This is a genomic window from Coraliomargarita algicola (assembly GCF_033878955.1).
GTDB lineage: Bacteria > Verrucomicrobiota > Verrucomicrobiia > Opitutales > Coraliomargaritaceae > Thalassobacterium > Thalassobacterium algicola.
Map to the genome: position 1 here is coordinate 963,821 of NZ_CP138858.1, position 25,148 is coordinate 988,968.

Below are 25,148 nucleotides of genomic sequence, written 5' to 3' on the forward strand. Positions count from 1 at the left end.
GATCGCCCCCTTAGTATTTAAAGTTCAGTTCAAAAGTGAACATTTCTTTGTCCACCGCACCAGCATTGCCCACACCACCGTCACTCTCGTAATCACCATACTTGGCAAGCAGAGAGACGTATTGATTGATCCGATACGAAGCGACCAAGTCAATCTCCTTACCGCCATCCTGTCCAGCCGCGCCCGACGACTCAGAGTCGAACCAGTGATAGATGACCTTAACTGGAATGCCATTCCCGATCGGCAGCGTATAGCCTGCATAGAGGTAAAGATCCTCTAGCCCATTAGCAAAGCCTCCCGTCGGCAACAGCGCGTCTGCGAAACCATTAAACTTGTGCACGGTGGCAAGAGGCGTGCGAAACTCAGCCTGCATAATTTCAAAGCCCCCACCCAGTGTGACAGCCTCGATCTGAGTCGACACATCGGCCGCATAATAGGCAGCATCATAATCCTTGCTAGAGGCTCCGGCATCCGTCTGCTCGGCAAGGCTCGCGGCATAGGTAATGGGCAACTCATCCAACATTACGGTGCCAGTCACACGCAGCCCCAAGGTTTCGTTGGATGCGTCGGCATTGCTTGCTTCATCGCCGTCAATATCATAATAAAACGCAGTCGCGACAAACGCTTTTGAAAAACGATAAGCGACATTCAATCCATATGCCTTAAGCTCATTATGCAGCCCATTCACACTGTGCTGCTCAGCGAGGTAAAATGGTTTCACAGAAAGCTTCTCGATGCCTGAATACTCCGCTGTAACGGCATCAAATGTTTGAATATTCTGGCGCCAGCCGACATGACCAATAAAGCGGTGGTCATCGAGCGCATAGATCTGACGTCCCAACTTGATGTGACCGTACTCGGCATCTTGATACTGCAACCAGAGTTGATTAAGATCCGTGCCATCCCCCGCTTCGTCGAGGGGATGAATATCGTTCACCTGCCCGCCCACACGTGTCACAGTTTCCCCCTCAATCATAGCAGTAAAACCGCTCAAGTTCGGCGTTGTGTAGCCATAGCGTAGGCGCAAGGAGTGACCGTCGCGATCGTTTGCAGGCACAGCATTCTGCAAGTCAAACGATTCATAACGCAAACGCGCATCGAGGTTAAATTTACCGGGCACGGCAGATTCGAGTTTGTAAAAAGTCGTATCTAAAAAAGATTCGGCTGTATTGGCAACGACGCCAGTGACACTCGTAGCCAGCATGAAAGCAAGCGAGGTGGTTTGATATACGGATTTCATTTTTGGATTATTTGGTTTGGAAATGTGTGGAATCACACCCCCACATACGCACCAGCTATCATGCCAAAATTTAATAAGAACACGCATTGAACATGAGCATAATTCATATCTCTTGTGAATAAAACTAACGCGTCAATTAATCTAGTTTCGCACGTTCACGGCGAAAAAACCACAGCAAAGCATGTAGACCTACATGATTCGGTTACGTATCGCCTGTCCGGACTCGAAAGCTGCTAAATTTTCCAAAAAATGTCGAATAACGCTCAGAGACTCGCCTTGGTGCCCCCCCGCAGTATGCGGGGTTATATGGCAATTCGCTAAGCGCCGCAAGGGATGCGCCTGCGGCAAAGGCTCCGGATCCGTCACATCCAGCCAGGCGGAGTGTATATGATTCGAGCTTAACGCAGCCGCCAAGTCCGCCTGATTCACCGTCGTGCCCCGCCCTATATTATAAAAAGCTGCGCCCGCTTTCATCAAACTCAGGAATTTCGCATCCACAAAATTCGAAGTCTCTGTGCTATCTGGTAGTATATTAACCACATGATCCGCCTGCCCGAGAACCTCCGGCAAAGCATCCAAAGCAAGCGTGCGCACCCGCTCACGTCCAGTCGGCGTACGTCGCACCGCAGTCACATCCATCTTAAAAGGAGCCAGCAACTGTACAAACATTTCGCCGATCGCACCATAGCCCAATATCAACACCGACTGCCCGGCCAAAGGTCGGCAGCCCGCACGCAGCACGTTCCATTCCGGAGCACCATTTTCACATGTATTCCCCGCAAGAGCCGCCGGTAAATTACGACTTTGCGCCAACATAAAAGACATCAAATGCTCCGCACAGGGCAAATCGTAAACCGACGAACTATTCGCCACCACTATATTTCGTGCCTGCACCCCAGCCCGAAATTCAGCCGTATCATAGCGAGTATAGCCCGCACTGGTGATCTGCAAAAATTTCAAGTTCGGAGCTTTTAAAACATCCTCAGGCGTCGGTTGCCCCAGCGCAATGTCCGCTTCGTAGAGAGTTTCATCCGGCTCAGCCTCCGCCAGCACCGATGTCGCAGCCACCGGAGACTCGATAAACTCATGCCCCCGAAGCCCTTCCAGCAGCAGCTGTTGCTCTGCTTCGCCAAGAGTCAAATTACACCAAATTTTCATTTTCATCATATACACGCGTTCAAGCACAGCCCATGCCTCTTCAATTAATAATGAAACACCGAATAAATCGGTATATCTGGCAGCGTTTCGCGCCCCTTCAAATCATCGAGTTCGATCAGAAAAACCAACTCTTCAAGCGCAATCGAAAAGTGCATCTCTAGCAACTTAACCGCCGCCCCCACAGTGCCGCCCGTAGCAAGCACATCATCCACCACCAAAACCCGTTGCCCCGCCTGCAAAGCATCGCAGCTAATCTCCAGGACACTCGAGCCATACTCCAGTTCATACTCCTGAGCATGTGTCTGATGTGGCAACTTACCAGCCTTACGAATCAAAACCGTGCCCGCGCCCAAAGCATAGGCCAAAGCAGAAGCGAGAACAAAACCACGCGCCTCAATCCCAACAACCACATCGATCTCCTTCCCCTCATAGCGCCCTTTTAACTGATCAATCAAAGCCCGAAAAGCCGGGCCATGCGCCAGCAAAGGCGTAAAATCACGAAAGATAACGCCAGGCTTGGGAAAGTCTGGAGTCGTGCGAATGTAAGACTCGATATTCATAATAATTTCTTGAGGACAAAACAAGTAGCCTACCCAGATCCTCAGATCGATAAAGAACGAAGTCCAGCTTGTGACGAGATTCAAGCATCCCACTCCCAGCTTCCGCAGCTCCACCAATCAACAGATCCTAGAGCTTCAGGCAGTTTTCTCCTAGCACGGTCAGAGGTCAGAGGTCAGAGGTCAGAGGTCAGAGGTCAGAGGTCAGAGGTCAGTCTGACGGCGAATCATTTAGTTATAACAATAACTAAATGAGCCATTTTGGCGAGACAGGAAATGCCAAAACTTATTGACATTCATATCTGGCCTCGGTCTTCTGACAACTCATTTCAGGAGACGGGACAGTCATGTCCCGTATTTACAGCGCTTAGGCACTGACACAAACCGCTAAGCCTGCATCTCGTTCAGACTGTAAGACGTACACATAAAACATGGTTTGCTAAATACTGAGGCATCGCGTGAGACGAAGTCATTTACGCGCGCGCGTGTTCGGAGACATCATGACTCACCCGAACAATACTCGGCTTTCGAACAATTCAGCTCAAAGTGATTTAACTAACTAATTTTCAATGCATTAGTGAAACAAAATCAATAAGGTTGAACCCTTCTAAAAACCGTCTAACGTGCATCGAAAATACACTAATAAAACTGATCACAGAAAAATGAAAAATGGAAGAAAACTAGCACTCTGGGGCGCATGCTTACAGATCGCCCCAGTATTCGCTCTTCTGGTTGCCATATTAGGGCCAGCAATTAGTATCTTTGCCTCGTTCAGTCAGTTAACTGAATTTGGACAGAATGCACAAGAGTCATCCGATGCGTTGGCTAGTAATATGAGCATTGCTATGAGTTTAACTGCGATTGGAATTATTGCGGCATTCATTGGATTATTCTTAGGATTAATTTGCCTGCTGGTCGCACTCTTTTCGCATCGATACAGAGCACCATGGTTTTTCTGGTTTATGACCATTTATTCCCTTTTTAGCCTATTGGCATTTCCAGTCGGAACAGTAATCGGAATTATCGTGTTGGTTCACATCATTCCCCGTAAAGAAGAGTTCTGGTGTGATCAAGACGGAGCTGAACAACCCATTTGACGAGTCTAATTTGCGACAACCCTCATTAATCCACAATTCACGGGCTGGGTGCCAGTCCTTCACGATTCGCTAGAAAATGAAATGCCTCACATGGAACCTCGAATGGGCTTCCCCAACCAGCAAGCGGTTGCGGATCATCCGCGACAGAATAGGTGAGGCGGATCCGGACGTGGTATGCTACACCGAGATTAATCGATCCACCCTTCCAAAAGATGGATTCGCAATTGAAGCTGAATCCGATTACGGATACCCAACCACAGGCGAGAAGCGAAAAGTAATCCTATGGAGCAAGCAACCGTGGTCCGAGTTCGATGACGGAGGTGCGTCAGGGTTACCTTCGGGTCGCTTCGTTTCAGGGGTGACAGGTTCCATTCGTTTTGTCGGTGTCTGTATTCCCTGGCGAGACGCGCACGTGAGAACAGGGCGCAAAGACAGAGAAGCATGGGAGGATCACCTTTTGTATTGTCGCGAACTCGGGCAGATTCTTGATCGATATTCTCGAGATGGGATTCCGATCTGCGTGCTCGGAGACTACAATCAGAGAATACCGAAAGGGACTCAACCGCAGCGAGCCTTTAACGCGCTAACTGAAGCTATTCCTCGTCAGTTTGATATCGCTACAGAAGGAATTTTGGATCCCGACGGAAAGAGCCTGATCGACCATTATGCGGTTTCTCCCGAACTTAGAGTTGAGGCAATCGAAGTGTTGCATCGGTTCACGCCAGATGGAACGAGGCTTTCTGATCATGTTGGCGTCCTGACCACACTCAAAATCAACAAAGCGAAATCGAGTAGCCAGGAGCACTAAGTCCCCCAGCTTTTCCGACTCACGTCGTGATCAGGTTGTCGGCTTCGCCTCGAAACAGCAGAGGCTTCAAATACGCGATGCGCCGAGCGTTCGCCTTTGACTAAGACAACTCCCGAGCGCAGCGACAAGACCGGGCCGAAGGGAACCGGAACAAGTCGTCGGCGTAGCGAACGAAGCGATGTCCTCGCCTCTCCAACTCTTTGTCCTGTGCATCCAACACCAGATTCGACAGCAAGGGAGATAAGGCCCCCCCCCGACTCACTTCGTTCGCTCCCCTTCGGCGGGACTGTAAGCATCAGCTCCTCGGTCTGATCCACACTGCTTCCGCACGGAATCTCGCGATTACGCACTTGTGCTTCTCTAGTGATTGATTTGTTATTCAGGTCTTTCACTATGGACTTTAACCATATTAGTTTATCAACATGCCGAGCAGAGCATAAAAGATGAAGTGCGGGCTCTTGCTGCAAATCAAATGATGGCCTTCCTCACAGAAGGACAAACGCGGCATTTGAGCCAAATCCGAAAACATGTTGAAAGGAGAAGAATCGCTTCATCATTTATGGAGGAACGGCTCTTCCACTCCTTGTCCTTTTGGCGTTTTTCACCAGACCCAAAGTTACACACAGAGCACCCGGCGGAACGGCCTGCCCTTCTCTGTGGAAATTCCGAATGAGGAGACAGAGCAAGCGCTGATGGATTCCCGATCGGGGCACAATCTGGATCGCTTCGAATAGTGATTGCAATCAGGTCGGGATAGGCACAGAAGACTGACTGTTTTTCAGGGCATGAAATCCTCGGAGCTCACTGCCCACAGTTATTTCACTCGATTGTCAGCCTCTGACCTACTGATCTCTACATTTTCTTTATGAGCCAAGCACCTCTCTATAACTGGTTGAACGAACGCACTGCGGGTGCACTCTTACATGTCAGCTCGCTGCCGTCGGATACGGGGATCGGCAACTTGGGGGACGGTGCCTATCGCTACATCGATTTCTTGCACGCCTCGGGCATGTCGGTTTGGCAGATCTGTCCGCTGGGGCCGACTGGCTTTGGCGACTCGCCTTACCAGTGCTTCTCAGCCTTTGCGGGTAATCCATATTTCATCGACTTGAAACCACTCGTGGCGGAAGGCTTGGTCACGGACGAAGAGTATGCACGTCTCTCTGCACTGCCTCGGGATCATGTGGACTATGGCGCCGTGTACCATGCGATTTGGCCGATCCTGCGCAATGCCTACGAGCGCTTTAAGGCGTCCAAGAAAAAGCAATTTCTAGACTATGGTTCGATTGCCAAGTTTCGTCTGGCGCAGGGGGATTGGTTAGAGGACTTCGCACTTTTTTTGGCCCTGAAAGAAGATTTTGGTGGTCGCTGTTGGTTGGACTGGCCCGCTGACTTTCGCACAGCAGCCAGCGCCCGCACACAGGAGCTTTCGGAACAGGTATTGGATGCGGCTGATGCTCATGTCTTTTATCAGTATCTTTTTTACGCTCAATTGGCAAAATTGCGCGCCTATGCGGGCAGCCATGGGATCGAAATCATGGGAGATGCCCCGATTTTCGTCGCTCTTGACAGTGCGGATGTTTGGGCGAATCCAGAGCTCTTTCAGCTAAAGAAGAACGGTCGTCCCAGGGCGGTCGCCGGCGTGCCACCGGATTATTTCGCTGCGGATGGGCAACTCTGGGGCAATCCTCTCTATGACTGGAAAGTGCACGAAAAAACGGACTTCGCTTGGTGGATCAAACGCATCCAATCTAATTTGGAGTTTTATGATATTGTGCGCTTAGACCACTTTCGCGGCTTCGAATCTTATTGGTCGGTGCCGGCGGAGGAAACGACAGCACGCAATGGCACTTGGACGCCCTGCCCTGGCATGCAGTTATTTGAGGCAATCCGGGCGGCTTGCCCGGAGGCCAAGCTGATCGCAGAGGACTTGGGCATCATTACTGAAGATGTGCGCGCGCTGCGCGAAGCGACAGGTCTCCCTGGGATGGCTGTCTTACAGTTTGCATTTGGTGGCGAGGCGGACAACGCCTACTTGCCACACAATTACGACCGCAACTGTGTCGCCTATTCAGGCACACACGATAACGACACTACGATTGGATGGTATCAATCACTCGACGCAGCGACTCAAGACCATGTTCGCCGCTACCTGGGGGTTTCAGGCCAAGAGATCGCGTGGGACTTCATTCGTTTGGCTGTGAAATCCAGTGCACACTTAGCCGTGTTCCCGCTACAGGACTTGATGAGCTTGGGCAGTGAGGCGCGGCTAAACACCCCGGGGGCGCCGATCGGAAATTGGCAGTGGCGCTATCAACCCGAGCAGTTAGATGCACTGCAAGCTGAGAGTTCGCATTATTTGCGTGAACTGATTCGACTCTACGGGCGATAATCGTAGATCCGGCGACCGCTTTTACGGGCTTTTTACAAGCGCAGCAGTGCTCTGCTGTTAGGCTATCGAATTAGCGAGGCTGAGTGTTCTTTTTATTTGCCAGCATGGGTCATGCGCACACTATAATTTGCGGTAAACCGTCGCCATGATAGAAACTATTTTGATGGTGTTCGAATCCTCAAATATGCAAAAAGAATCAAATTTCTGGGCAAAGGAGATCCTCTCTGGAGACGTCGAAAAATGGCACCGCCGTTCAGCCTTAAAGCGTTTACGCTGGCGGGTCATCATCCGCATGACGCTTGGATTGAAACGCCTGGTTGACATCGTTGGTGCACTGGCGGCGATCGTGATTAGCTCTCCGATTTTTATACTGACAGCACTGGCGATCAAGTTGGATGATGGTGGACCTGTGCTTTTTAAACAGATTCGTGTGGGAGCCGGCGGCGAGTTGTTTGAGATTTGGAAGTTTCGTTCGATGGTTTTAAATGCCGACCAGATCAAAGATGAGATCTTGGAACAGAACGCGCATGGGGATAGTGGTGTGACCTTTAAGATGAAGGATGACCCGCGCATCACCAAGCCAGGTAAGTGGATTCGTAAGTTATCGATCGACGAGTTCCCCCAGTTTTTCAATGTATTGATCGGCAACATGTCATTGGTTGGGCCACGCCCCCCGGTGCCACGTGAGGTTGCACTTTACGGGGCTCGCCACCTGCGTCGTCTGCGTGCTAAGCCTGGAATCACTTGTCTATGGCAAATTGGCGGACGGGCGGATATTGATTTCGAAGGTCAAGTTCGTTTAGATTTGCAGTATATACATTCACAGGGCTTTTGGTCGGACTTGGTTATTTTAATAAAGACGGTGCCAGCGGTGTTGCTCGGGAAAGGAGCGTACTAATATGAGTGAAATTCCCGAACTCGAGCGAACAGGTCCCGCCGAATGGCGTTTATCTCTGCCGGACTGGGGGCGACTGGATACTGTATGGGAACGTCGTCAGCCGTTTGCGTTGTGGCACGTCGGCGAGCAAGCCCTACTCTTCCACTGGTTGGATGCTGCCGTCGACCAAGGCACGGAGAAAGTAGTGCTCTACATTTCGGACCGGCCAGGCGATGTGCGTAAAGCAGTGGAAAAAGCAACTCTCTGGCCGATTGAAATCGAGATTGTGACGGTGCCCAGTGTCGCAGGACTGGACTGCCACGACTGTATCAATCACCTCCCCCGAACACCTGCGCTCCAACAGGAACCGGATGCTGGATGGGGGCTGATCAAATATTGGCATCGCTTGGAGCAGGATTGGTTGGCTAGTTTTACAGAAGAAACAAAGAGTTATGGCATTTATGCGGCGATTGGGCGCAGTTGTGAGATTGCGCCCGACGCAAAACTGAATGCCCCCTTCTGGTTGGGAAATCATGTGTCCATTGGTCCGGGGGCGGTCATCGGCCCGGGCGCCGTGGTCGAAGATGGTTGTATCGTGGCTGGCAATAGTCGGCTCGAACGGGCGCACTTAGCCGCACACACTTACCTGGGACCAGAAACCGATCTGGTGGATAGCATCATTCACCGAAATAATTTATTGAACATGAAGCACGAAGCTTACGTGCGTGGCCTGGAAGGCTTTGTCGCTTCGAGTCTACAAGCCAAAAGCAGTCAATCCCCACAGAGTCAGCCACCTTCCCTGCGCGATCGACTACGTGCACTGCGCCTGCTGTGGCGTTGGCGTGCGCGGCCTCAAGCTAAAGGTGATTTTAGTGGAATCGACGGACATTCATGGCCCACGCTCTATAGCCGGGCCGTTGAAGATCGGGGGCCTTGGTTGCGCTTGGTCGTGAAGGGCAAACTCTCGCTTTTCGGTATCACGCCGCGCGAAGCGGCCTCCATTGCAGAGCTACCTGAAGAATGGCAATCCATTTTACGCAAAGCACCCTTGGGCGCCTTTAGCTATGCCGATGTAATGGGCAGTCCTGAACCGGGAGATATGGATGAAGCACTACACTGCGTGTATCATGCTACCACCGATGAAGCTCTGTGTCGTCAACTCTTTGACAACTGGTTAATGGAAATACTGGGAAATTAAACAACGAACCTAAGGTGATCGCATGAAAGGTATGGTATTTACAAATTTCCTCGAAATGGTCGAGGATCGCTATGGTATGGACATGGTGGACACGATCATCGAGGCATCGGACCTCCCCTCACAAGGAGCGTATACGGCGGTCGGCACTTATCCACACACTGAGATGGTGAGCTTACTGATTTCTTTGGAAAAAGAAACGGGAGTTTCTGTATCGGAACTCTTGGTGATCTATGGTAGCTACCTTTTCGAAAAACTGGCGACTGGATATCCGGTCATGCTAACCGACTGTCAGTGTAGTCGCGATTTGTTGATTCGTTTGGACGGAGTGGTGCATGTAGAAGTCGCTAAATTATATCCCGACGCGGAGTTGCCTCGCTTTAAAACAGTTGAACTACCGAATGGCGACTTGGAGATGACCTATCTATCGGATCGTCACTTAGAGGATTTGGCGGAAGGCTTACTTCATGGCAGCCTCAAGCATTTTAAAGATCAAGCAAGCATCACGCGACACCCGCAAGCAGATGGCAGTGTCATCTTCAAGATCTGCTATGACGCAAATACTGAGCGTTAATGGATGAGACTCTAAAGTGGGAACGTCGGCTCAAACGTGAGCGTGCTGCGCGTCGCGAAGCGGAGCGTTTACTAGAGGTTAAAAGTTATGATCTCTATAAAAAGACTTGTGAACTCGACGAACTGGTAACCAGCCAGCAACTCACAATTGAAGCGCGCACCCGGGACTTGGCACAAACCAGTGCTCAAGCCGTCATGCTGTTTGATGCGGTCAGCCATACGGATAACGGAGTCTTGATCACGGGGCCTGAGAATACAGTGATTTGGGCCAATAAGGCGACCCAGCGCATCTCCGGCTACAGTCCGGACGATTTGATTGGCCACAAGCCAGGTGATTTATTGCAAGGGCCGGATTCTTCCGAGGAAACCAGGCAATATATGCGTGATAAAATCACTGCGCGCGAGCCCTTCGAAGTTGAAATTCTAAATTACACGAAAAAGTCTAAAAGACCGTACTGGGCACATATCCAAGCCACGCCGGTCTTCGATGAGAACAAGACTTTCAAATATTTCATTGCGATCCAATCCGACATAACTGAAGCGCGAAAGACCAAGGAACGCTTGGACCAGGAAATCGATCGAGCCAATCAGCTCGCGGAAAAGGCAGAAGAAGCCAACCAGGCAAAAACCCGTTTCCTGGCCACGATGAGCCATGAACTCAGAACACCGCTCAATGGTATCATCGGCTATTCTCAGGTGTTGGAGAACGAGCGCACACTGGATGCTAAACAAGTGAATCAGATCCGCATCATACGTCGCAGCGGCGAGCATTTACTGGCACTGATCAACGACCTATTGGACGTTTCCAAAATCGAGCAAGGTGGACACCGGCTCAGCCCGACCCGCTTTGACTTAGAAGGAATGCTTAATAGCGTTCTAGATATTATACAATCAAAGGCCGATGAGAAACAATTGCTGCTACGCAAGCTGTATTCCACTCATGATTTACTCGCGAGTGATGCACGCATTTGCCTGATTGCAGATTCACGGGCCTTACGACAGGTATTATTAAATTTACTCGGAAATGCGATTAAGTTTACAGAAGAAGGTTCGGTTTCGCTGAATGTCGACTTACTCTGGCTCAAGGACGACCGAGGACGTGTACGATTTGAGGTCACAGACACGGGGCGTGGCATTCCCAGTGACAAACGCGCGCAGTTGTTTAAACCCTTCCGCCAAGTGGATGAGGCGCGTGATGTTGTCAACGGCTCAGGTTTAGGCCTGTATATTGCTCAGAAGTTCGTCATGTTGATGGGAGGCGAGATTCAAATCGAAAGCACCGTGCTCGAAGGGAGCTGTTTTTACTTCGAGCTGGAGCTCCCAATCGAAATATCGCAGGACTCCACGCCTTCAACTGCGGAGCCGAACGATTTCAAAGGTGACGGCTTCCCGCTCGCCTATTCAGGTGCGACGAAGCGCATACTGATCGTCGACGACGTCAAAGACAACCGCTTACTGCTGAATGATTTATTGGCGCCAGTTGGCTTTGAACTGGATGTGGCTGAAAATGGGCATGAAGCCTTGCGATTGATACAAAAAAATAAATACGACTTAGTGCTTAGCGATGTGATCATGCCATTTATGAGTGGCTATGAGCTGGTGGAAGCCGTGCGTGCGGACCCTAAAATCGCATCCACTCCAATCTTTGCGATATCTGCCAGTTTGATGCAGCTCTCTGCGATGGAGAAGCAGCGGATGCGTAAATTTGATAATTTCATCGCCAAACCAGTGAATGCGAACGAGCTCTTTGATGCCATTCGTGCGCCCCTGAAGATCGATTGGCTGTATTCCAACAGTGTCAAGCGTGTGCCGACCGCAGGCGCAGGGGATGATACCACAGCGGACACAGATGCGGATCTGCTCAAACACCCGATGGAAAAGACGAAACAAGAACTGTTAATGTTGGCTCGTATAGGTGATGTTAAATCTTTGCTGCAACGATTGCCCGACTTGCAAGAACTGGATGCCGCCGCTGCCATAAATGTTGAAACTTATTTGAAGAATTATAAAATGGATCAAGTGATTACCGAACTCGAATCGTCTTTTGGAAGGATGCCACATGCTTAAGCCTCGTACTATAATGCTGGTCGACGACAGTGCTGCCAGCATCGACGTTCTATTTGATATGCTCGACAGCCAGGGGCATCGTGTGCTGATTGCGGAAAACGGAGAAGCGGCGGTCAAACGCTGCCATTTGGCCAAGCCAGATATCATTTTCATGAATACCATATTGCCGGGCATCGATGGATTTGAATGCTGCCGACGCATTCAGGCAGATGAAGCAATCGCTGCAACTCCTGTGATTATGATGTCGGATGCAGCTGATGATGGAGAGCTGAGAAGCCAGGGTTTTAAGTCCGGGGCCTGTGCTTATATCTCTAAGCCAGTGATCCAGGAAGAAGTTTCAGCAATCTTAAAAAACCAATTCGAGCTGATCGAGTTGCGTGAACAAATCAAGACGGCGGATGGCACAGAGAATCGATCTATGGAGGAGTTTGATGTTGTGGTGGACTTCATCGCTCATGACATGAAGAGTCCGATCGTCTGCATCACAGGTTTCGCTGAGGAGATGGCGGAACAGTTCGAAGAGGTGGAAGTAGACCCAGAATGGCATGAGTTTCTGGGCTACATACATCGATCCGCAAACGACATCGACCTAATCCTTGAAGCGCTGGTCTTATTTAAAAACCTAAGAACGCGTGAGTGGCAAGAGCCGGAAACGATTACACTCGAAAGTCTGTTTGACGGTGTGGTCTCCCGTTACAATCAGTGTGAAAGCAACCTGCCACTGGAGTTGGACGCGAATTATAATGACCAGTCCGTGGTCACGCACCCGGCACTACTGGAAGAGCTGATCTATATTTTGTTCCGCAATTTTGCGAATTTAATAAAAACTGAAGGTCCCTTGCAGATCACAGTGGAGACAGAGCAGAGCCATAATGGCCACCCACTCTTACGCTTAAACAGCAACACCCGCGCGATGGCGGAGTCTGAGCTTTCCCACCTGCTGGAACCTTTACAGGGAACCACGCGTAAACGAGTGAAAGACGTCAATATCCAGATGCTATGTGTGCAAAAAATGATCGCCTACTTAGCAATCAACGCATGGGCCGAACACGGTCCGGATGAGTCCTTAACGGTCTGCCTGGATCTCGAAGCTGGAAACTAAGAACATGCACCAAGAGACCGCACTTTACATCACTGAATTCACGCTCACCACAGATGTGAAGCAAGTTTCGACGATCCGTGATCGCTTCGTTAATTTTTTGAGTTCGCAAGGGCTGAATGAAAGTGAAAAGGACGGTTGGAAGTTAGTTTTTACCGAGCTCGTCAATAATGCCATTGAACACGGCAGTAGCGCGCACCCAGAGCGGAAGATCTACGTGCGCTGGTGGGCCACCATGAATTCGGTCTGGCTGGAAACCGAAGATGCTGGCGAAGGCCCTCCCAAAGAAGTGATCGACAACCCTTGCTTGCCGAAAGATCCACTCGCTGAAGGCGGCCGCGGCCTGTTTATTATTCAAGAATTTGCGGACCAATTTGACCACTGGTATAGCTCGCGCGGCTATATGGCTAAAATATGTAAGTCTTATAAGCGCTTGAATAACGTGCTGCCGTTAAATCCGGAGATGGATGCCATCTTAGACGAGCTCTCCGATTGCTATGAAAACTTATCACTGTTCGATCGGATGGCCGCGAACTTATTACAAGATGAACGAATCGATCAGTTTGTGCAGTCTGGGCTGAATATGTTTATGGATGCCCGTGATTATTCGGCGATTCACCTGGAACTCTATCAACCTAATAAAAATTCAATTTACCAATGGATCAGCTCAATTGAGTCCTACGGGCTCTTCGGACATATCAATGCAGACGCGCTGGAATCACTCCAACTGAATGACTCGATCAACTGGTCTCCCAAGCGTCGAAATTGCCCCTTCAGTCATGCTGAAACGTATCCCGTCGGGTTTTGCGTCCCCATGTATGTAGGCGACGAAATTGTTGGCTTAATCGCAGTCGGGTGCGAGCAGGAAGACCACATAATTCTGTCCAACGACATTCGTAATTTGCGGGCCTTTGCCGATATTATATGCGTCTCCGTCAGTCGTGCCTTATTGGATATTGAAAAGGATGCGCGCAAGCGGCTCGCCACGGAGATGCACATTGCGACGGAATTACAACAGCAACTCTTACCAATCAACAAAGAGATCCCGCAAATCCCAGGCTATGAACTCTTTTTTAGCAGCCTGAGCGCGTTGGAGGTGGCCGGGGATTTTGTAGAGGTCCGTCAAAACAGTGCTGGAGAGTTTTTAGGCTGCGTGATTGATGTGATGGGCAAGGGCGTCTCTGCAGCGATTTTGGCAGGAATATTCCGCAGTCAGTTTATCGCTTATTCATTCCGAGGAGGCCTCTTGGCGACTTTCATTGAGGGCGTCAATCAATCGCTGGAAAGTCAACTGGGTGGAGCGACCATGTTCATCACCGCTTTCATTTTTAAGATTAACCCCGAGTCACACGAAGTCACCTATGCGGCGGCGGGGCATCCGCCGGCCCTACTCTTCCACGCAAACGGTGCGATGGATGAACTCGTCTCCACAGGACCGCCGATGGGCCTGTTCCCCGATATCGAATATGGGCAGAAGCAAATTCAAATTGCTCCCGGAGATCGTTTGATTGCTGTGACCGACGGCCTCTATGAATGGACCGAAGGAGACGATATCTTTGGCTGGGACGCCATGGTGGATTGGTTTTCCGCCAACCACCATTTGGATTCCGAAGCGCTTTGGAGCCGTTTACAAACGAAGATGCTACAATCCCGCGAATCACAATCACTAGAGCAAGAGGATGACGAAACGCTCTTAATTTTAACACGTCAATAATATGAAAAAAGTTTTAGTAGTCGATGATGACATTGTGATGTTCCGTCTCTTTCAAGTTCAAGTAAAACGAGCAGGCTGCGATGGCTATTTCTTTTGCGATGGAAAATCAGCCCTGGAGCAGTTGGAGGAAATACAGCCTGACCTTGCGGTCTTGGACTATAACCTCCCCGACCTGGATGGAGCAGAACTCTACAAACGTATTCGAGACACGGCAGGCTTAGAGAGTATTCCCATTGTTTTTGTAACTGGCTCGGTACAGGATGAAGATTTGAAGGCAATCAAATCACTCGGCGCAGATGCGGTGCTATCAAAACCCTTTAGTCCCCGCATTTTACAAAACCTCATCAAGAAGCTCTTGAACATCGGATGAAGAAAAAGACGCTTCACCTCTTTATATTCGCAGATGCGCTTGGTTGGGAACTGGTGCAACACTATGGCATCCTCAAGAAAGTGACGCCCCATCAAAAGAAATGTGAGACATTGTTCGGCTACTCCGCAACCTGCGATCCCACCATTCTAACTGGGGCTTCGCCACGTGAACACGGCCATTTTTCTTTCTTCGTAAAGTGTGATCCGCAGCAATCCCCTTTTAAGTTGATGAGTTTTTTTAAATGGATACCGGATCGAATCGGAGGCTACCATAAAATACGCAATCGACTGAGCCGCTACTTTGCGCGGTCGAAGGGCTATACCGGCTACTTCCAGCTCTACAGTGTCCCCTTTCGTTTTTTACCCTGGCTGGATTATACCGAGAAAAAAGATATCTACGAACCGGGAGGTATCATCGGTGGGCAAGCAACAATCTTTGAAACCTGGAAACAATCGGGAAAGCAATGGAACCGATCTAATTGGCGCAATGGCGATGCGGCCAACTATGCCGAAGTCGAGGCCCTCATACGTAAGGGCGAAGTGGAACTGGCCTATCTCTTCACTGCTGGGCTGGACGCTACCATGCATCGCTATGGACCATGGGCGCCACAAACGAAGGCCGCATTCCTAGAATTTGAGCAAAAGGTGGAGTCGCTCCAGGCGCTGGCCGAGCAGCATTACGATGATGTGCGCATCGCAATCTTTAGTGATCATGGTATGACTGAGGTCACCCGAAACTCAGATCTACGACGCCGCTGTGAGGCGTTGCCACTCAAATATGGCGTCGACTATGTCGCCGTTTGGGACTCAACCATGGTGCGTTTTTGGTTCTCCACGGAGGCCGCGCGCAAGCAGATTACCGAGCTACTGAATGCCGCCAGCGAAGGTTCGATCGTGAGCGAGGCACAGTTATCTGAATGGCGCTGTGATTTTCCGGATCAGCGCTATGGCGAACTGTTTTATTTATTAAAGCCCGGCGTGTTATTCGTACCTTCATTCCTGAACATGAGTCATGTACCAGGGATGCACGGCTACTCTCCCGACGATAAAGATAGCGCGGCCTCCTGGCTCGCAAATTTCGAAACCAATCCACCCGTGAACCGCTTAGAAGACATCTATGCGGTGATGCAAGCTGCCGCCCTCGATTAATGCCCCAACTGCCCCCCCATTATATTGCTGGTCACAAACAACCCGATACCGATTCAGTCGTCGCCGCCGAAGTCCTCGCTTGGCTTTATCGGGCCAATGCCGAGGACTCCGCGGAGGCGATCCCCGTGCGGCTAGGCCCCTTGAATCAACAAACCAGTTGGTTATTCGAACAGGCAGGCAGAACACCGCCGATACTGCGAGAGAGCTGCCTGTATACGGCGGAAGAAATCGCTCGTCCAGTTCCCTGTATCGACCGTGATACACCCTTACGCGAAGCATTGGAAACCATGCAGCGCAGTTTTAGTGATTTCGTCGTCGTGATTGATGAAGCGAAACATCCAATCGGGATTGTCAGCGATCGCACGCCGCGCACAAATTACTTACTTCAATGCAATATTGAGGACTTAATCGGGACCCTGCTAGACTTCGAACACATCATCAGTGGGCTGCCGCTCAGTCAATTAAACGACACAAAACAGCCCAAAGTTCACCGGCTGGAGGTGCCACTACACAAACATAGTATCACTGGCAAATGGGACCAAGACAGTGCCATTGTGATCGGCGACCGGGACCTCCTGTTAAATGACATCGAAAACAATCCGCCCGCAGCTGTGATCCTAACCGGAATTTCAGATATGCGGGCCCAGGAAATTACCGAACGCCTCCCCTGCCCGGTTTATCTCTATCGCGGCTCTGTCATCAGTATGATGACTCGTTTGCCGGGCTGTTTTCCTGCCTCGGAGGCGATGATTGAAGACTTCGCAGCAATCGATAGTCACATGCGAGAAGACGAGATTTCGCGCTGTATCAAGAAGGCCTCGGGCGGTTTATTGGTGTTGGATTCAAATGATTGTGTGATCGGAAGCATCTCCGCGATCGACCTGTTAAAACTCAAACGACCCAAGCTCAGCCTAGTCGATCACAGCGAACGCGGCCAGGCGATCCATGGCCTCGGCGATGCGGAAATCGTAGAGATCATCGATCATCACCGCCTCGGGGATGTGGAGACGATTCAGCCGCTCAGCATTGATGTCCGTCCACTCGGCTCGACCGCCTCCATTTTATATGAGCGTATCCAAGAGGCGGGACACGACATGCCAGCTGAGATCGCAATCCTCCTACTCGGGGCACTGTTATCGGATACACTGCTGTTGACATCGCCTACTTGCACCCAGTCGGACAAGCAGCGTGCCCAGCATTTAGCACGCATCGCAGGTGTTGAGCTCCATAGCTTTGGAATTGAAGTCTTGCGACAAAACGATGAATTGGCCGATGCCACCGCAGACTCCCTAGTTAGTCGCGACTGTAAACCCTTCACGTTCGAAGGCGTTCATTTCCTCGCGGCTCAGATAGAAACCGTCGACATGTCGACACTGACAGTCGCACGTGCGACGGAGTTGAGCCAAGCCTTTACACGGCAGGTCCAGCAATCGGGAGCTGCCTTTGGTGCATTAATGATTACGGATGTGTTGCAGAGCCAGAGTCGGATAATCATCGTCAGTGAAGATCCGCACTGGCAACATATTCACTTACCAGAAGACTTGCGGCAGAGTGAACAGCCTTGGCTACTGGATCATTTCGTTTCTCGTAAAAAACAACTCATTCCACTACTTTTAACCAATATCCGGCACGCTCAGTAAGCCACTTCCATGTTGAACGCACAGCCAAACAATCGCATTTTGCACATCCCCCGCCGCTTCAGTCAGGATGAATGGGGGGGCACTGAAGCCGTGATCACGAATCTATGCGCCTCACAGCTGGAGATGGGCATGCGTCCGGAAATCCACACCTCACTGGCCTTGTCTTCGACCCCGCAAGAGGACTTCAGAGGTTTCCCAGTGTATCGTTACAAATACTGCTACCCCTTTTTAGGCTTAAGCACGGCAGAAAAGCAGCAATTGGATAAAAAAGGTGGCAACCTACTCTCATGGCCGCTGTATCGCGCACTGCGCAATGCGGATCAGGTGCGTATCTATCACGCCCATGTGACCAAACGCACCGGTGCCTCGGTGCTCAAAGCGGCAAGGTTAGCAAAGCGGCCTTGTGTAGTCACACTACATGGCAACATGTTTGATGTGCCTCAGGCCGAAGCCGACGAGGTCGTTGCATCACAAAAAGGACATTTCGAATGGGGCCGTGTCTTTGGAGCCTACTTCGGCAGTCGTACGATGTTGGACGAGGTGGATGCCATTCTGTGCGTGGGCTACTCCGAATACGCAAAAGCCAAAGAGGCACTGGGCGCAGATCGCGTGCATTTCTTGCCCAATGGCGTGCACCCCGAACGCTTCGTCGCCAGTGACGCTGAACGTGCGGCAGCGCGAGCGGAGTTAGGATTCGCAGCAGACAGCTTTATCTACGGCTGCATTTCACGTTTGGACCCTCAAAAGAACCAACTGTTATTAATCGAGGCATTTACGGCGATCGCCAAGCAGAATCCCAAAGCGGGACTCCTCATTTGTGGGCCCATGACAAACGCCGACTACGCGGCGAAACTGGAAGCCGCGGCACAGGCATCCGGCTATGCGGAACGTATCCGGATCTTACCTCCGGTCACGCCGGACACCGCAGAGCATCGCGGTCGTTTTGCCGCACTGGATTGTTTTGTGCTGCCCTCGCGGCATGAGCCTTTCGGCATTGTAGTGCTGGAAGCATGGGCTGCGGGCAAGCCAGTGATCGCTGCCAACGTGGGCGGTCTCCAACGCCTGGTCCGTTCCGGCCGAACAGGGCTTAAGTTTGAGAGTGGCCAAGCCGAGGAATTGATTGCGTGCATGCGACAAATCGCTGAACAAGCCCAAGTCCGCGCTGACTTGATCCAGTCGGCACACGCAGAAGTCAAGGCGTCCTACACGTGGCCGCAAATCGCACAGCAACTCGAAACGATTTATCAACAAGTCGAAGCCAAATATCAATGAAGCCCATACCCGATAGCATTACTCTAGTCATGCGCTCCTACAACGAGGCATGGGCCATTGAAGACACCTTAAAGGCAGTCTGTGAGCAGGATTACACGGGGCAGATTGAACTCATCGTCATCGACAGTGGGTCCACTGATGGCTCCCACGAGATCATTCGAAACTATAAGCCTAAAGAATTTATCATCCTGGAACCAGGCACTTACGTGCCTGGCAAGGTGCTAAACCAGGGCTTTCGTTTAGCCCAGAATGAATGGGTTGTGTTTCTGAACTCCGATGCTACGCCCGATAATGCTCAGTGGCTCAAGCAATTACTGCAAGCTGCGGTGAATACCCCTCGGCTGGGCGCCGCCTTTAGTCGTCAAATACCGCGCAATGATTGCCAGGCAGTTTTTGCACATGATTATGATCGCTGCTTTGGACCGCATCGAGAATCGGATCAATGGGAGCACTTCTTCAGTATGGTGAGTTGTGTGGCACGGAAATCAGTGTGGAAAGAATACCCCATACGTGAAGATCTGCAGTATGCTGAAGACGACGAATGGACTCGCCGTATGAAAGACGCGGGCTACGAGACTTTACTGGTGGTGGAATCAGTGGTGATGCACTCTCACAATTACACGCCCGCTCAATCCTATAAACGCGCCAAGGGGGATGCGCTTGCAGTCGCCCAAGCGGGGAATGTGCCCGAGACCAGCCTATCATGGCCGCTCGGTGTTGTACTCCCCGCAGTTAAAGACAGCATAAAAGATTTTAAATATTGCCTGAAACAGAGGCGATTGAACGAGGTGTTACACGCCTTCCGTGTACGCTATCAACAAAGACTAGGCCGTATTGATGGCTATAAAGAAGGCATGTCAGATGGATAAGATTACTGCAGTCATACGCTATAAGGATTCTGCCCGGACCTTACCCGAGGTATTGGAAAGCATTCAGAAACAAACACATCCCGTGGATCAAATCGTGGCGGTCGACACTGGCAGCCGCGATGATTCGACACGGCTCCTGCTTGAAGCTGGAGCGAAAATTGTGAAGTGGTCACAGCCCTACCATCATTCGAAAGTCACTAATTTCGGTTTTTCTCATTGTGAAACACCCTTTGTACTGTGCCTGAGCTCACACACCGCAATGAGTGATGCTACGATCGTTGCTAAATTACTACATTCAATGGAAGATACGCAGGTCGCCGCCTCTAGTATCTGTTGGGATGACGACGACTATTACTCCGATCGAATCACTCAAGCAGAGATTGTAGACAAGGGACTGAAGCTCGGGTCGATTTATACGAATAGCTTGGGATTGGTTCGTAAGTCCTGCTGGGACGCCTACCACTTCGATGAGTCCATAAACGGCGTAGAAGATTACGAATGGGCGATCCATCAGCTACAGGCGGGATACAGCATCGCTCGTATTCAAGCCGAGATTAGCTATCAACGCAAGGGGCACAACCGCATCCTACGCGGCACGGCACGCGTGTTCTACATTGCGAATCGCTATCGACTGCCCGTGACTTGGTTGGGTATAAAGGAGAGCAGTGTAGCACTGGCACGTAATTTACCTGGAAAAATCATGCGAAAACCATCTGCAGTGGAAACATTCGATTACCATGCTCGCCGCCTCATGGGGGCGCTTTTTTGGCGCTTCATTGATCTCAATATCAACTAGCTCGCATTATGAATATCCTAGTTATCTCCAACCTGTATCCGCCTCATGGTATCGGCGGCTATGAAGAACGCTGCATGCAAACTGTCAATGCACTGCGAAAGCGGGGGCATACTGTGAATGTGCTCACATCGGATCACCAAGTGACCGATAGGGACGCAACAGGAGAAACAGGAATCTTTCGTCAATTAAAGGTGCATGGCTTCTATGGGCACCCCTGGCTGCCCATCCATCAGCTGTATAGTTTGGAGCAGGCCAACCAACGAAGCATGCAGTCACTCATCGAGCAACTGCAGCCCGATGTCGTACACGTCTGGAATATGGGGGGCATCAGTAAGTCCCTACTCCACACTCTGGAAAATGCCAATCGACCGCTGGTTTACGACATCTCTGATCATTGGATCGCACGCAGTTTAAAAGCCGATGTTTGGCTTTCGTGGTGGAACGACGACGGCTCCGTGCTACGTAAAGCTTGGCGTGGTATTGCGACTGTGACGGGTGCCCGAAAGTTGATTAGCCGAAAAGTGCCCACGGCTTCGGTTCGCTCACTCAAATTTAAACACATCTATTTTTGTAGCCAATACATGCGGGATACTACCGCCAAGCAGGGCTACCCCGTCTCGCATGCCAAGATTGCGTATTGTGGCGTCGAAGCCGAGCGCTTCCTAAGAAAGACTGAATATAACGCACCACGTAAATTTCTCTGGGTCGGCCGCTTAGCTCAGGACAAAGACCCGATGACAGCGCTCAAAGGCTTCCTACAGGCGCGGCAGAGCAGCGGACTCCCCCTCTGCCTCGACATCTATGGTCGAGGCGAAGCTGATTTTGTAGACACATTAAGAGCCGAAATAGCTAAGGCCCAGGCGGAAGAATTCGTACAGTTAAAATCTGCCACCCACGACGAAATGCGCGGCCTATATGCACAGTATGATGCCTATATTTTCTCTAGCAACTGGGGCGAACCCTTTGCATTGACTCCGCTGGAAGCCATGTCGGCAGGCGTGCCTGTCATTATGTGTCCGGATGGCGGCGATGCCGAGTTATTGCATGATGGGGATAATGCGATTCAATTTGCAGCGGCCTCACGTAGCTCTCTAGCTGGTGCCATTTTACGACTGTTGGATTTACCGGATCATGGGCGGAACATGAGCCGCATCGCACTACAAATCGTGCAGGAACGTTTTACTGTCAAAGTCATGACTGATACCATTGAAGGCATCCTCAAGCGAGCCGTAGGGCCGACGCATGATTGATATTATTAAAGCAATTATTATTGCGGGCGGCTACTTTGTCGTCGCGCCGATTGCGGGATTCATACTGTCAAAAGACCGTCGTCTGGAAGACTTGGCGATGTATGTACTGCTGTTTCTATTGGGGCTGAAGATCGACACAACGGTATTGATGCTAGGTTCGATTGAATGGTACCGCGGCGTCACTAAAGGCTATGAGTTTACCATGATGGAAGTGGTGGCGATCGGCTTGATTTTCGCGAGTTTCTTTAATGCCAAGCGAAAGTTTATATGGCTCCCGGCCGGCACGATACTTTGGTTCATGTATGTGGCTGCCAGTAGCCTCTCCTTAATCAGCGCGCTGGAGGTCAACTACGTTTTCATGAGCTTATTAAAGCACGTAAAAGCATGGCTCATCGTGTATGCACTGGCCAACTACGTACGCAGCCGACGTGAGGTGCATGTCGTGCTCACCGGTATCTCCATTATGTTGATCTATCAGTTCTTCATTGTCGCGAAGATGAAGTGGATCGATGGATTTTACCAAGTACGGGGCTTATTTGAACACCAGAATCCGCTGGCGATGTTTACCTATATGGCCGCGCTCCCCTTACTAGCAGTGGCGATGTCGCCCGCGGTCTCCAAGACTCGTGGTTTATTTTACTTTTGGGCCTATGCCTGTTCGAGTATCATCGTGTTGGCCTCACTCTCGCGTGCAGCGCTCGCATTTTTTGCCATGGGCTCCATCGCAACGGTTGCAGTTGGCTTTTTTGACCGCATCTCGATGCGACGCATGCTGACGGTAAGTGTAATGGCACTAGGAGGCGCTTTTATTTTAGCCATGACAGCGGACACTATAATTGCCCGTTTCAATGATGAAGGGAACAGTGCCAGTGGAGAAACTCGCGAGGTCATGAATTTGGCTTCAAAGGCAATGGTTCAGGATAAACCATTCGGCGTCGGTTGGAACAATTTTGGCAAAGCCATTAATCACCCCTACCCTTATGGCGATGTCATCGACGACTGGAACCGTGATCGCGGACAAAAAGTCGACTATGATTATGCCAAAGGTGTTGTGGAAAGTCATTATTGGCTGCTCAAAGCAGAAACTGGCTGGCTGAGTTATCTAACTTTCATGTTATTCATCATCCTGGTGACAGGGCGCACACTCCCACTCATAGTGATGCGTCGCGGTAGCCTCGAAGCTGCGGTTGCAGTAGGCATACTTGTGGGCTTCGGTATCACATATGTGCATAGTAGCCTCGAACGTGTGCTGACACAAACAAAGAACTTAGCGCTCTGGATGACATATATTGGCCTGCTGGGTGCTTTAATCAGACTACCGAAACGCACTCATAGTGAAACAACTCATGCAGAATGAATACACCTAAGTTGATACTCGTCGCAGGCATCTCAGGCTCAGGCAAATCCAGTTTTGTTCAGAGCCTGGCCGAATACATCGGCTCCGAACAGAGCATTGTATTATCACTGGATAATTACTACTGCGACCTCAGTCATTTGAGCGACGCTGAACGCAATCAACGCGACTTCGATCAGCCCGATGCGTGGGAAAAAGCTCGCCTACTTCGCGATATCAGTGACTTAAAACAAGGCAAAGAAATTGCGATGCCAATCTATAATTTTGATACACACTTAAGAATGCCCACATGTCAACGGGTGCAAGCAGCGAATTACATCATCGCCGAAGGTATCTTTGCGCTTTGTTATGAAAAATTAAATGAACTCGCGAATATTAAAATATTCGTCGAGATCGACGAAAACATTGCATTACAACGTCGAATACGACGGGATACCCGCGAACGTGGCCGCAGTCAGGAGTCGGTCATTGAGCAATTCACTACAACCGTACAACCCGGAAATCGACGTTATATTTTACCAAGTTCAAATCAGGCAGATCTCATAATACCTGGTCATTTTTCGGCTACGGAGCAATTAACCTTATTCACTGAATATCAGAAGGACTCTCACACATCTTAAAGATGCCTACATTAGTTTAAGAATTTCATCGACTCTACATTTCAATGAAGAACTGCACAATTGTATCCGCAGCGGACGGAAATTACTTCTGGGGGCTACTCCTACTCACCGCCTCGATCCGAAGAGCGAAGCTGCAATGCCCCGTACATTTATTAGTGCGCGATCTTACAGACGCTCAGATGGCCTCACTGCAAGCTTTGGGAAATGTGAGTATCGAGGAAATGGATTCCAGCAACTGCCTGAACCCTTGCACCTGGAAAGCCAGTGCTCTAATGGGAGCGACGACCGAGTACATCACCTGGATGGATGCGGACTGCTTAGTCATCGGTGATATCAGTGAGTTATTAATGCCTCGCAATGGAGAGTTTCAAATCCGCGTGCGTGGCCATCAGGAAAATGCCATGACTTATCACAAGCTCTATGCCCCGGGTGAAAAAGCAGGGCCACTGCCGGCTTCAGTCCTTGCAACTTGGCAGCAAGATGTGAACGAGCAATTGGAACCACGTCTGGACACCGCGATTGTCACTAATTGTTTCGTACTACATCGTCAACATCTCCCTTTCATCAAAAAGTGGCAGCAACAAATGGAAAAGGTGATGCCCCCGCAAGACTGTGGCGTCGTGAACCAAAATCAACCCGCATACTTTATGACGGATGAGTCGGTATTTTCTTCCCTAATCAGTTTTGCAGCTGCAGCTCCACCGATCTCCGATTTTCTACTCAATCAGATTCCGGAAAAGCATGTGGCTCATTTTGGTGTCAGGCCTAAGCCCTGGAACGGTTGGGCTCAGCCGACATGGTATGCTTATGATGAGGTCATGGAGACGGTGGACTATGCGCTCGCGCATTGCCCCATGTTGCCCGAATTACCCCCATCGCTGCAACGTAAACACCGACTGCGTTCTAAAATGGGCGCCAACGCCCGACAGATCATCCCACGGATGAAGCAATTTGTGCGAAAGATTAAGCCCTAGTATCCCAGCGGCGAGTTTCCGCCTACAGTCAACGGCCAGAAAACAGATCCACGACTGGGCCTGACTATTGGGGGGCTG

Annotated in this window: 22 protein-coding genes and 1 pseudogene; 19 read left to right on the forward strand and 4 right to left on the reverse strand. The window is 50.5% G+C overall.

Features of this window, described 5'->3' with window-relative positions; genetic code table 11:
• Positions 1–10: 10 nt before the first annotated feature.
• The 3 genes from SH580_RS03630 to SH580_RS03640 form a co-directional block, all read right to left on the reverse strand.
• Complete coding sequence (locus SH580_RS03630; RefSeq protein ID WP_319833651.1) at positions 11–1,240, reverse strand: alginate export family protein; 1,230 nt, start codon at positions 1,238–1,240, stop codon at positions 11–13.
• A gap of 189 nt (positions 1,241–1,429) precedes the next feature.
• Positions 1,430–2,407: a D-2-hydroxyacid dehydrogenase gene (locus SH580_RS03635; RefSeq protein ID WP_319833652.1), complete on the reverse strand. Its 978-nt coding sequence runs from the start codon at positions 2,405–2,407 to the stop codon at positions 1,430–1,432.
• A gap of 35 nt (positions 2,408–2,442) precedes the next feature.
• Complete coding sequence (locus tag SH580_RS03640) at positions 2,443–2,958, reverse strand: adenine phosphoribosyltransferase (RefSeq protein ID WP_319833653.1); 516 nt, start codon at positions 2,956–2,958, stop codon at positions 2,443–2,445.
• 620 nt (positions 2,959–3,578) lie between these two features.
• On the opposite strand from SH580_RS03640, the gene SH580_RS03645 reads away from it, so the two are divergent.
• Entirely contained in the window at positions 3,579–4,052 is a 474-nt protein-coding gene (locus SH580_RS03645; protein ID WP_319833654.1) for a MotA/TolQ/ExbB proton channel family protein, read from the forward strand.
• 76 nt (positions 4,053–4,128) lie between these two features.
• On the forward strand, positions 4,129–4,860 hold the full coding sequence (locus tag SH580_RS03650; RefSeq protein ID WP_319833655.1) for an endonuclease/exonuclease/phosphatase family protein: 732 nt from the start codon (positions 4,129–4,131) through the stop codon (positions 4,858–4,860).
• Positions 4,861–5,014: 154 nt separating this feature from the next.
• Here SH580_RS03650 and SH580_RS21965 read toward each other — a convergent pair.
• A pseudogene (locus SH580_RS21965) lies at positions 5,015–5,116 on the reverse strand (group II intron reverse transcriptase/maturase); the annotation flags it as partial.
• A gap of 609 nt (positions 5,117–5,725) precedes the next feature.
• On the opposite strand from SH580_RS21965, the gene malQ reads away from it, so the two are divergent.
• The 17 genes from malQ (at position 5,726) to SH580_RS03735 (ending at position 25,070) form a co-directional block, all read left to right on the forward strand.
• Positions 5,726–7,252, forward strand: a complete 1,527-nt coding sequence (gene malQ / locus SH580_RS03655; RefSeq protein WP_319833656.1) for a 4-alpha-glucanotransferase — start codon at positions 5,726–5,728, stop codon at positions 7,250–7,252.
• Between the two features lie 184 nt (positions 7,253–7,436).
• On the forward strand, positions 7,437–8,150 hold the full coding sequence (locus SH580_RS03660; protein ID WP_319833657.1) for a sugar transferase: 714 nt from the start codon (positions 7,437–7,439) through the stop codon (positions 8,148–8,150).
• Position 8,151: 1 nt separating this feature from the next.
• Positions 8,152–9,327 (forward strand): hypothetical protein, encoded by a 1,176-nt coding sequence (locus SH580_RS03665; RefSeq protein WP_319833658.1) that lies wholly within the window; start codon positions 8,152–8,154, stop codon positions 9,325–9,327.
• Between the two features lie 22 nt (positions 9,328–9,349).
• Positions 9,350–9,898 (forward strand): heme NO-binding domain-containing protein, encoded by a 549-nt coding sequence (locus SH580_RS03670; RefSeq protein ID WP_319833659.1) that lies wholly within the window; start codon positions 9,350–9,352, stop codon positions 9,896–9,898.
• Positions 9,898–11,964, forward strand: a complete 2,067-nt coding sequence (locus tag SH580_RS03675) for an ATP-binding protein (protein WP_319833660.1) — start codon at positions 9,898–9,900, stop codon at positions 11,962–11,964. Before SH580_RS03670 ends, SH580_RS03675 begins: the two co-directional genes overlap by 1 nt.
• Complete coding sequence (locus tag SH580_RS03680) at positions 11,957–13,066, forward strand: ATP-binding response regulator (protein ID WP_319833661.1); 1,110 nt, start codon at positions 11,957–11,959, stop codon at positions 13,064–13,066. Before SH580_RS03675 ends, SH580_RS03680 begins: the two co-directional genes overlap by 8 nt.
• 4 nt (positions 13,067–13,070) lie before the next feature.
• Positions 13,071–14,777 (forward strand): SpoIIE family protein phosphatase, encoded by a 1,707-nt coding sequence (locus SH580_RS03685; protein WP_319833662.1) that lies wholly within the window; start codon positions 13,071–13,073, stop codon positions 14,775–14,777.
• A 1-nt stretch (position 14,778) separates the two neighbouring features.
• A complete protein-coding gene (locus SH580_RS03690) occupies positions 14,779–15,147 on the forward strand; it encodes a response regulator (RefSeq protein ID WP_319833663.1) in 369 nt (122 codons plus the stop codon).
• On the forward strand, positions 15,144–16,295 hold the full coding sequence (locus SH580_RS03695) for an alkaline phosphatase family protein (RefSeq protein WP_319833664.1): 1,152 nt from the start codon (positions 15,144–15,146) through the stop codon (positions 16,293–16,295). The genes SH580_RS03690 and SH580_RS03695 overlap by 4 nt, the downstream gene beginning before the upstream one ends.
• Complete coding sequence (locus SH580_RS03700) at positions 16,295–17,935, forward strand: DHHA2 domain-containing protein (RefSeq protein ID WP_319833665.1); 1,641 nt, start codon at positions 16,295–16,297, stop codon at positions 17,933–17,935. The genes SH580_RS03695 and SH580_RS03700 overlap by 1 nt, the downstream gene beginning before the upstream one ends.
• Positions 17,936–17,944: 9 nt before the next feature.
• Complete coding sequence (locus SH580_RS03705; protein WP_319833666.1) at positions 17,945–19,207, forward strand: glycosyltransferase family 4 protein; 1,263 nt, start codon at positions 17,945–17,947, stop codon at positions 19,205–19,207.
• Positions 19,204–20,076, forward strand: coding sequence for a glycosyltransferase family 2 protein (locus tag SH580_RS03710; RefSeq protein ID WP_319833667.1), 873 nt, complete (start codon positions 19,204–19,206; stop codon positions 20,074–20,076). Before SH580_RS03705 ends, SH580_RS03710 begins: the two co-directional genes overlap by 4 nt.
• A complete protein-coding gene (locus SH580_RS03715) occupies positions 20,069–20,872 on the forward strand; it encodes a glycosyltransferase family 2 protein (RefSeq protein WP_319833668.1) in 804 nt (267 codons plus the stop codon). Before SH580_RS03710 ends, SH580_RS03715 begins: the two co-directional genes overlap by 8 nt.
• Positions 20,873–20,880: 8 nt before the next feature.
• Positions 20,881–22,122 carry a glycosyltransferase family 4 protein gene (locus SH580_RS03720; protein WP_319833669.1) on the forward strand — a complete coding sequence of 414 codons (1,242 nt, stop codon included), beginning with the start codon at positions 20,881–20,883 and terminating at the stop codon, positions 22,120–22,122.
• On the forward strand, positions 22,115–23,479 hold the full coding sequence (locus SH580_RS03725) for an O-antigen ligase family protein (protein WP_319833670.1): 1,365 nt from the start codon (positions 22,115–22,117) through the stop codon (positions 23,477–23,479). The genes SH580_RS03720 and SH580_RS03725 overlap by 8 nt, the downstream gene beginning before the upstream one ends.
• Positions 23,476–24,096: a uridine kinase gene (gene udk / locus SH580_RS03730; protein WP_319833671.1), complete on the forward strand. Its 621-nt coding sequence runs from the start codon at positions 23,476–23,478 to the stop codon at positions 24,094–24,096. Before SH580_RS03725 ends, udk begins: the two co-directional genes overlap by 4 nt.
• A 44-nt stretch (positions 24,097–24,140) precedes the next feature.
• Entirely contained in the window at positions 24,141–25,070 is a 930-nt protein-coding gene (locus SH580_RS03735) for a hypothetical protein (RefSeq protein ID WP_319833672.1), read from the forward strand.
• The last annotated feature ends 78 nt before the right edge of the window (positions 25,071–25,148 follow it).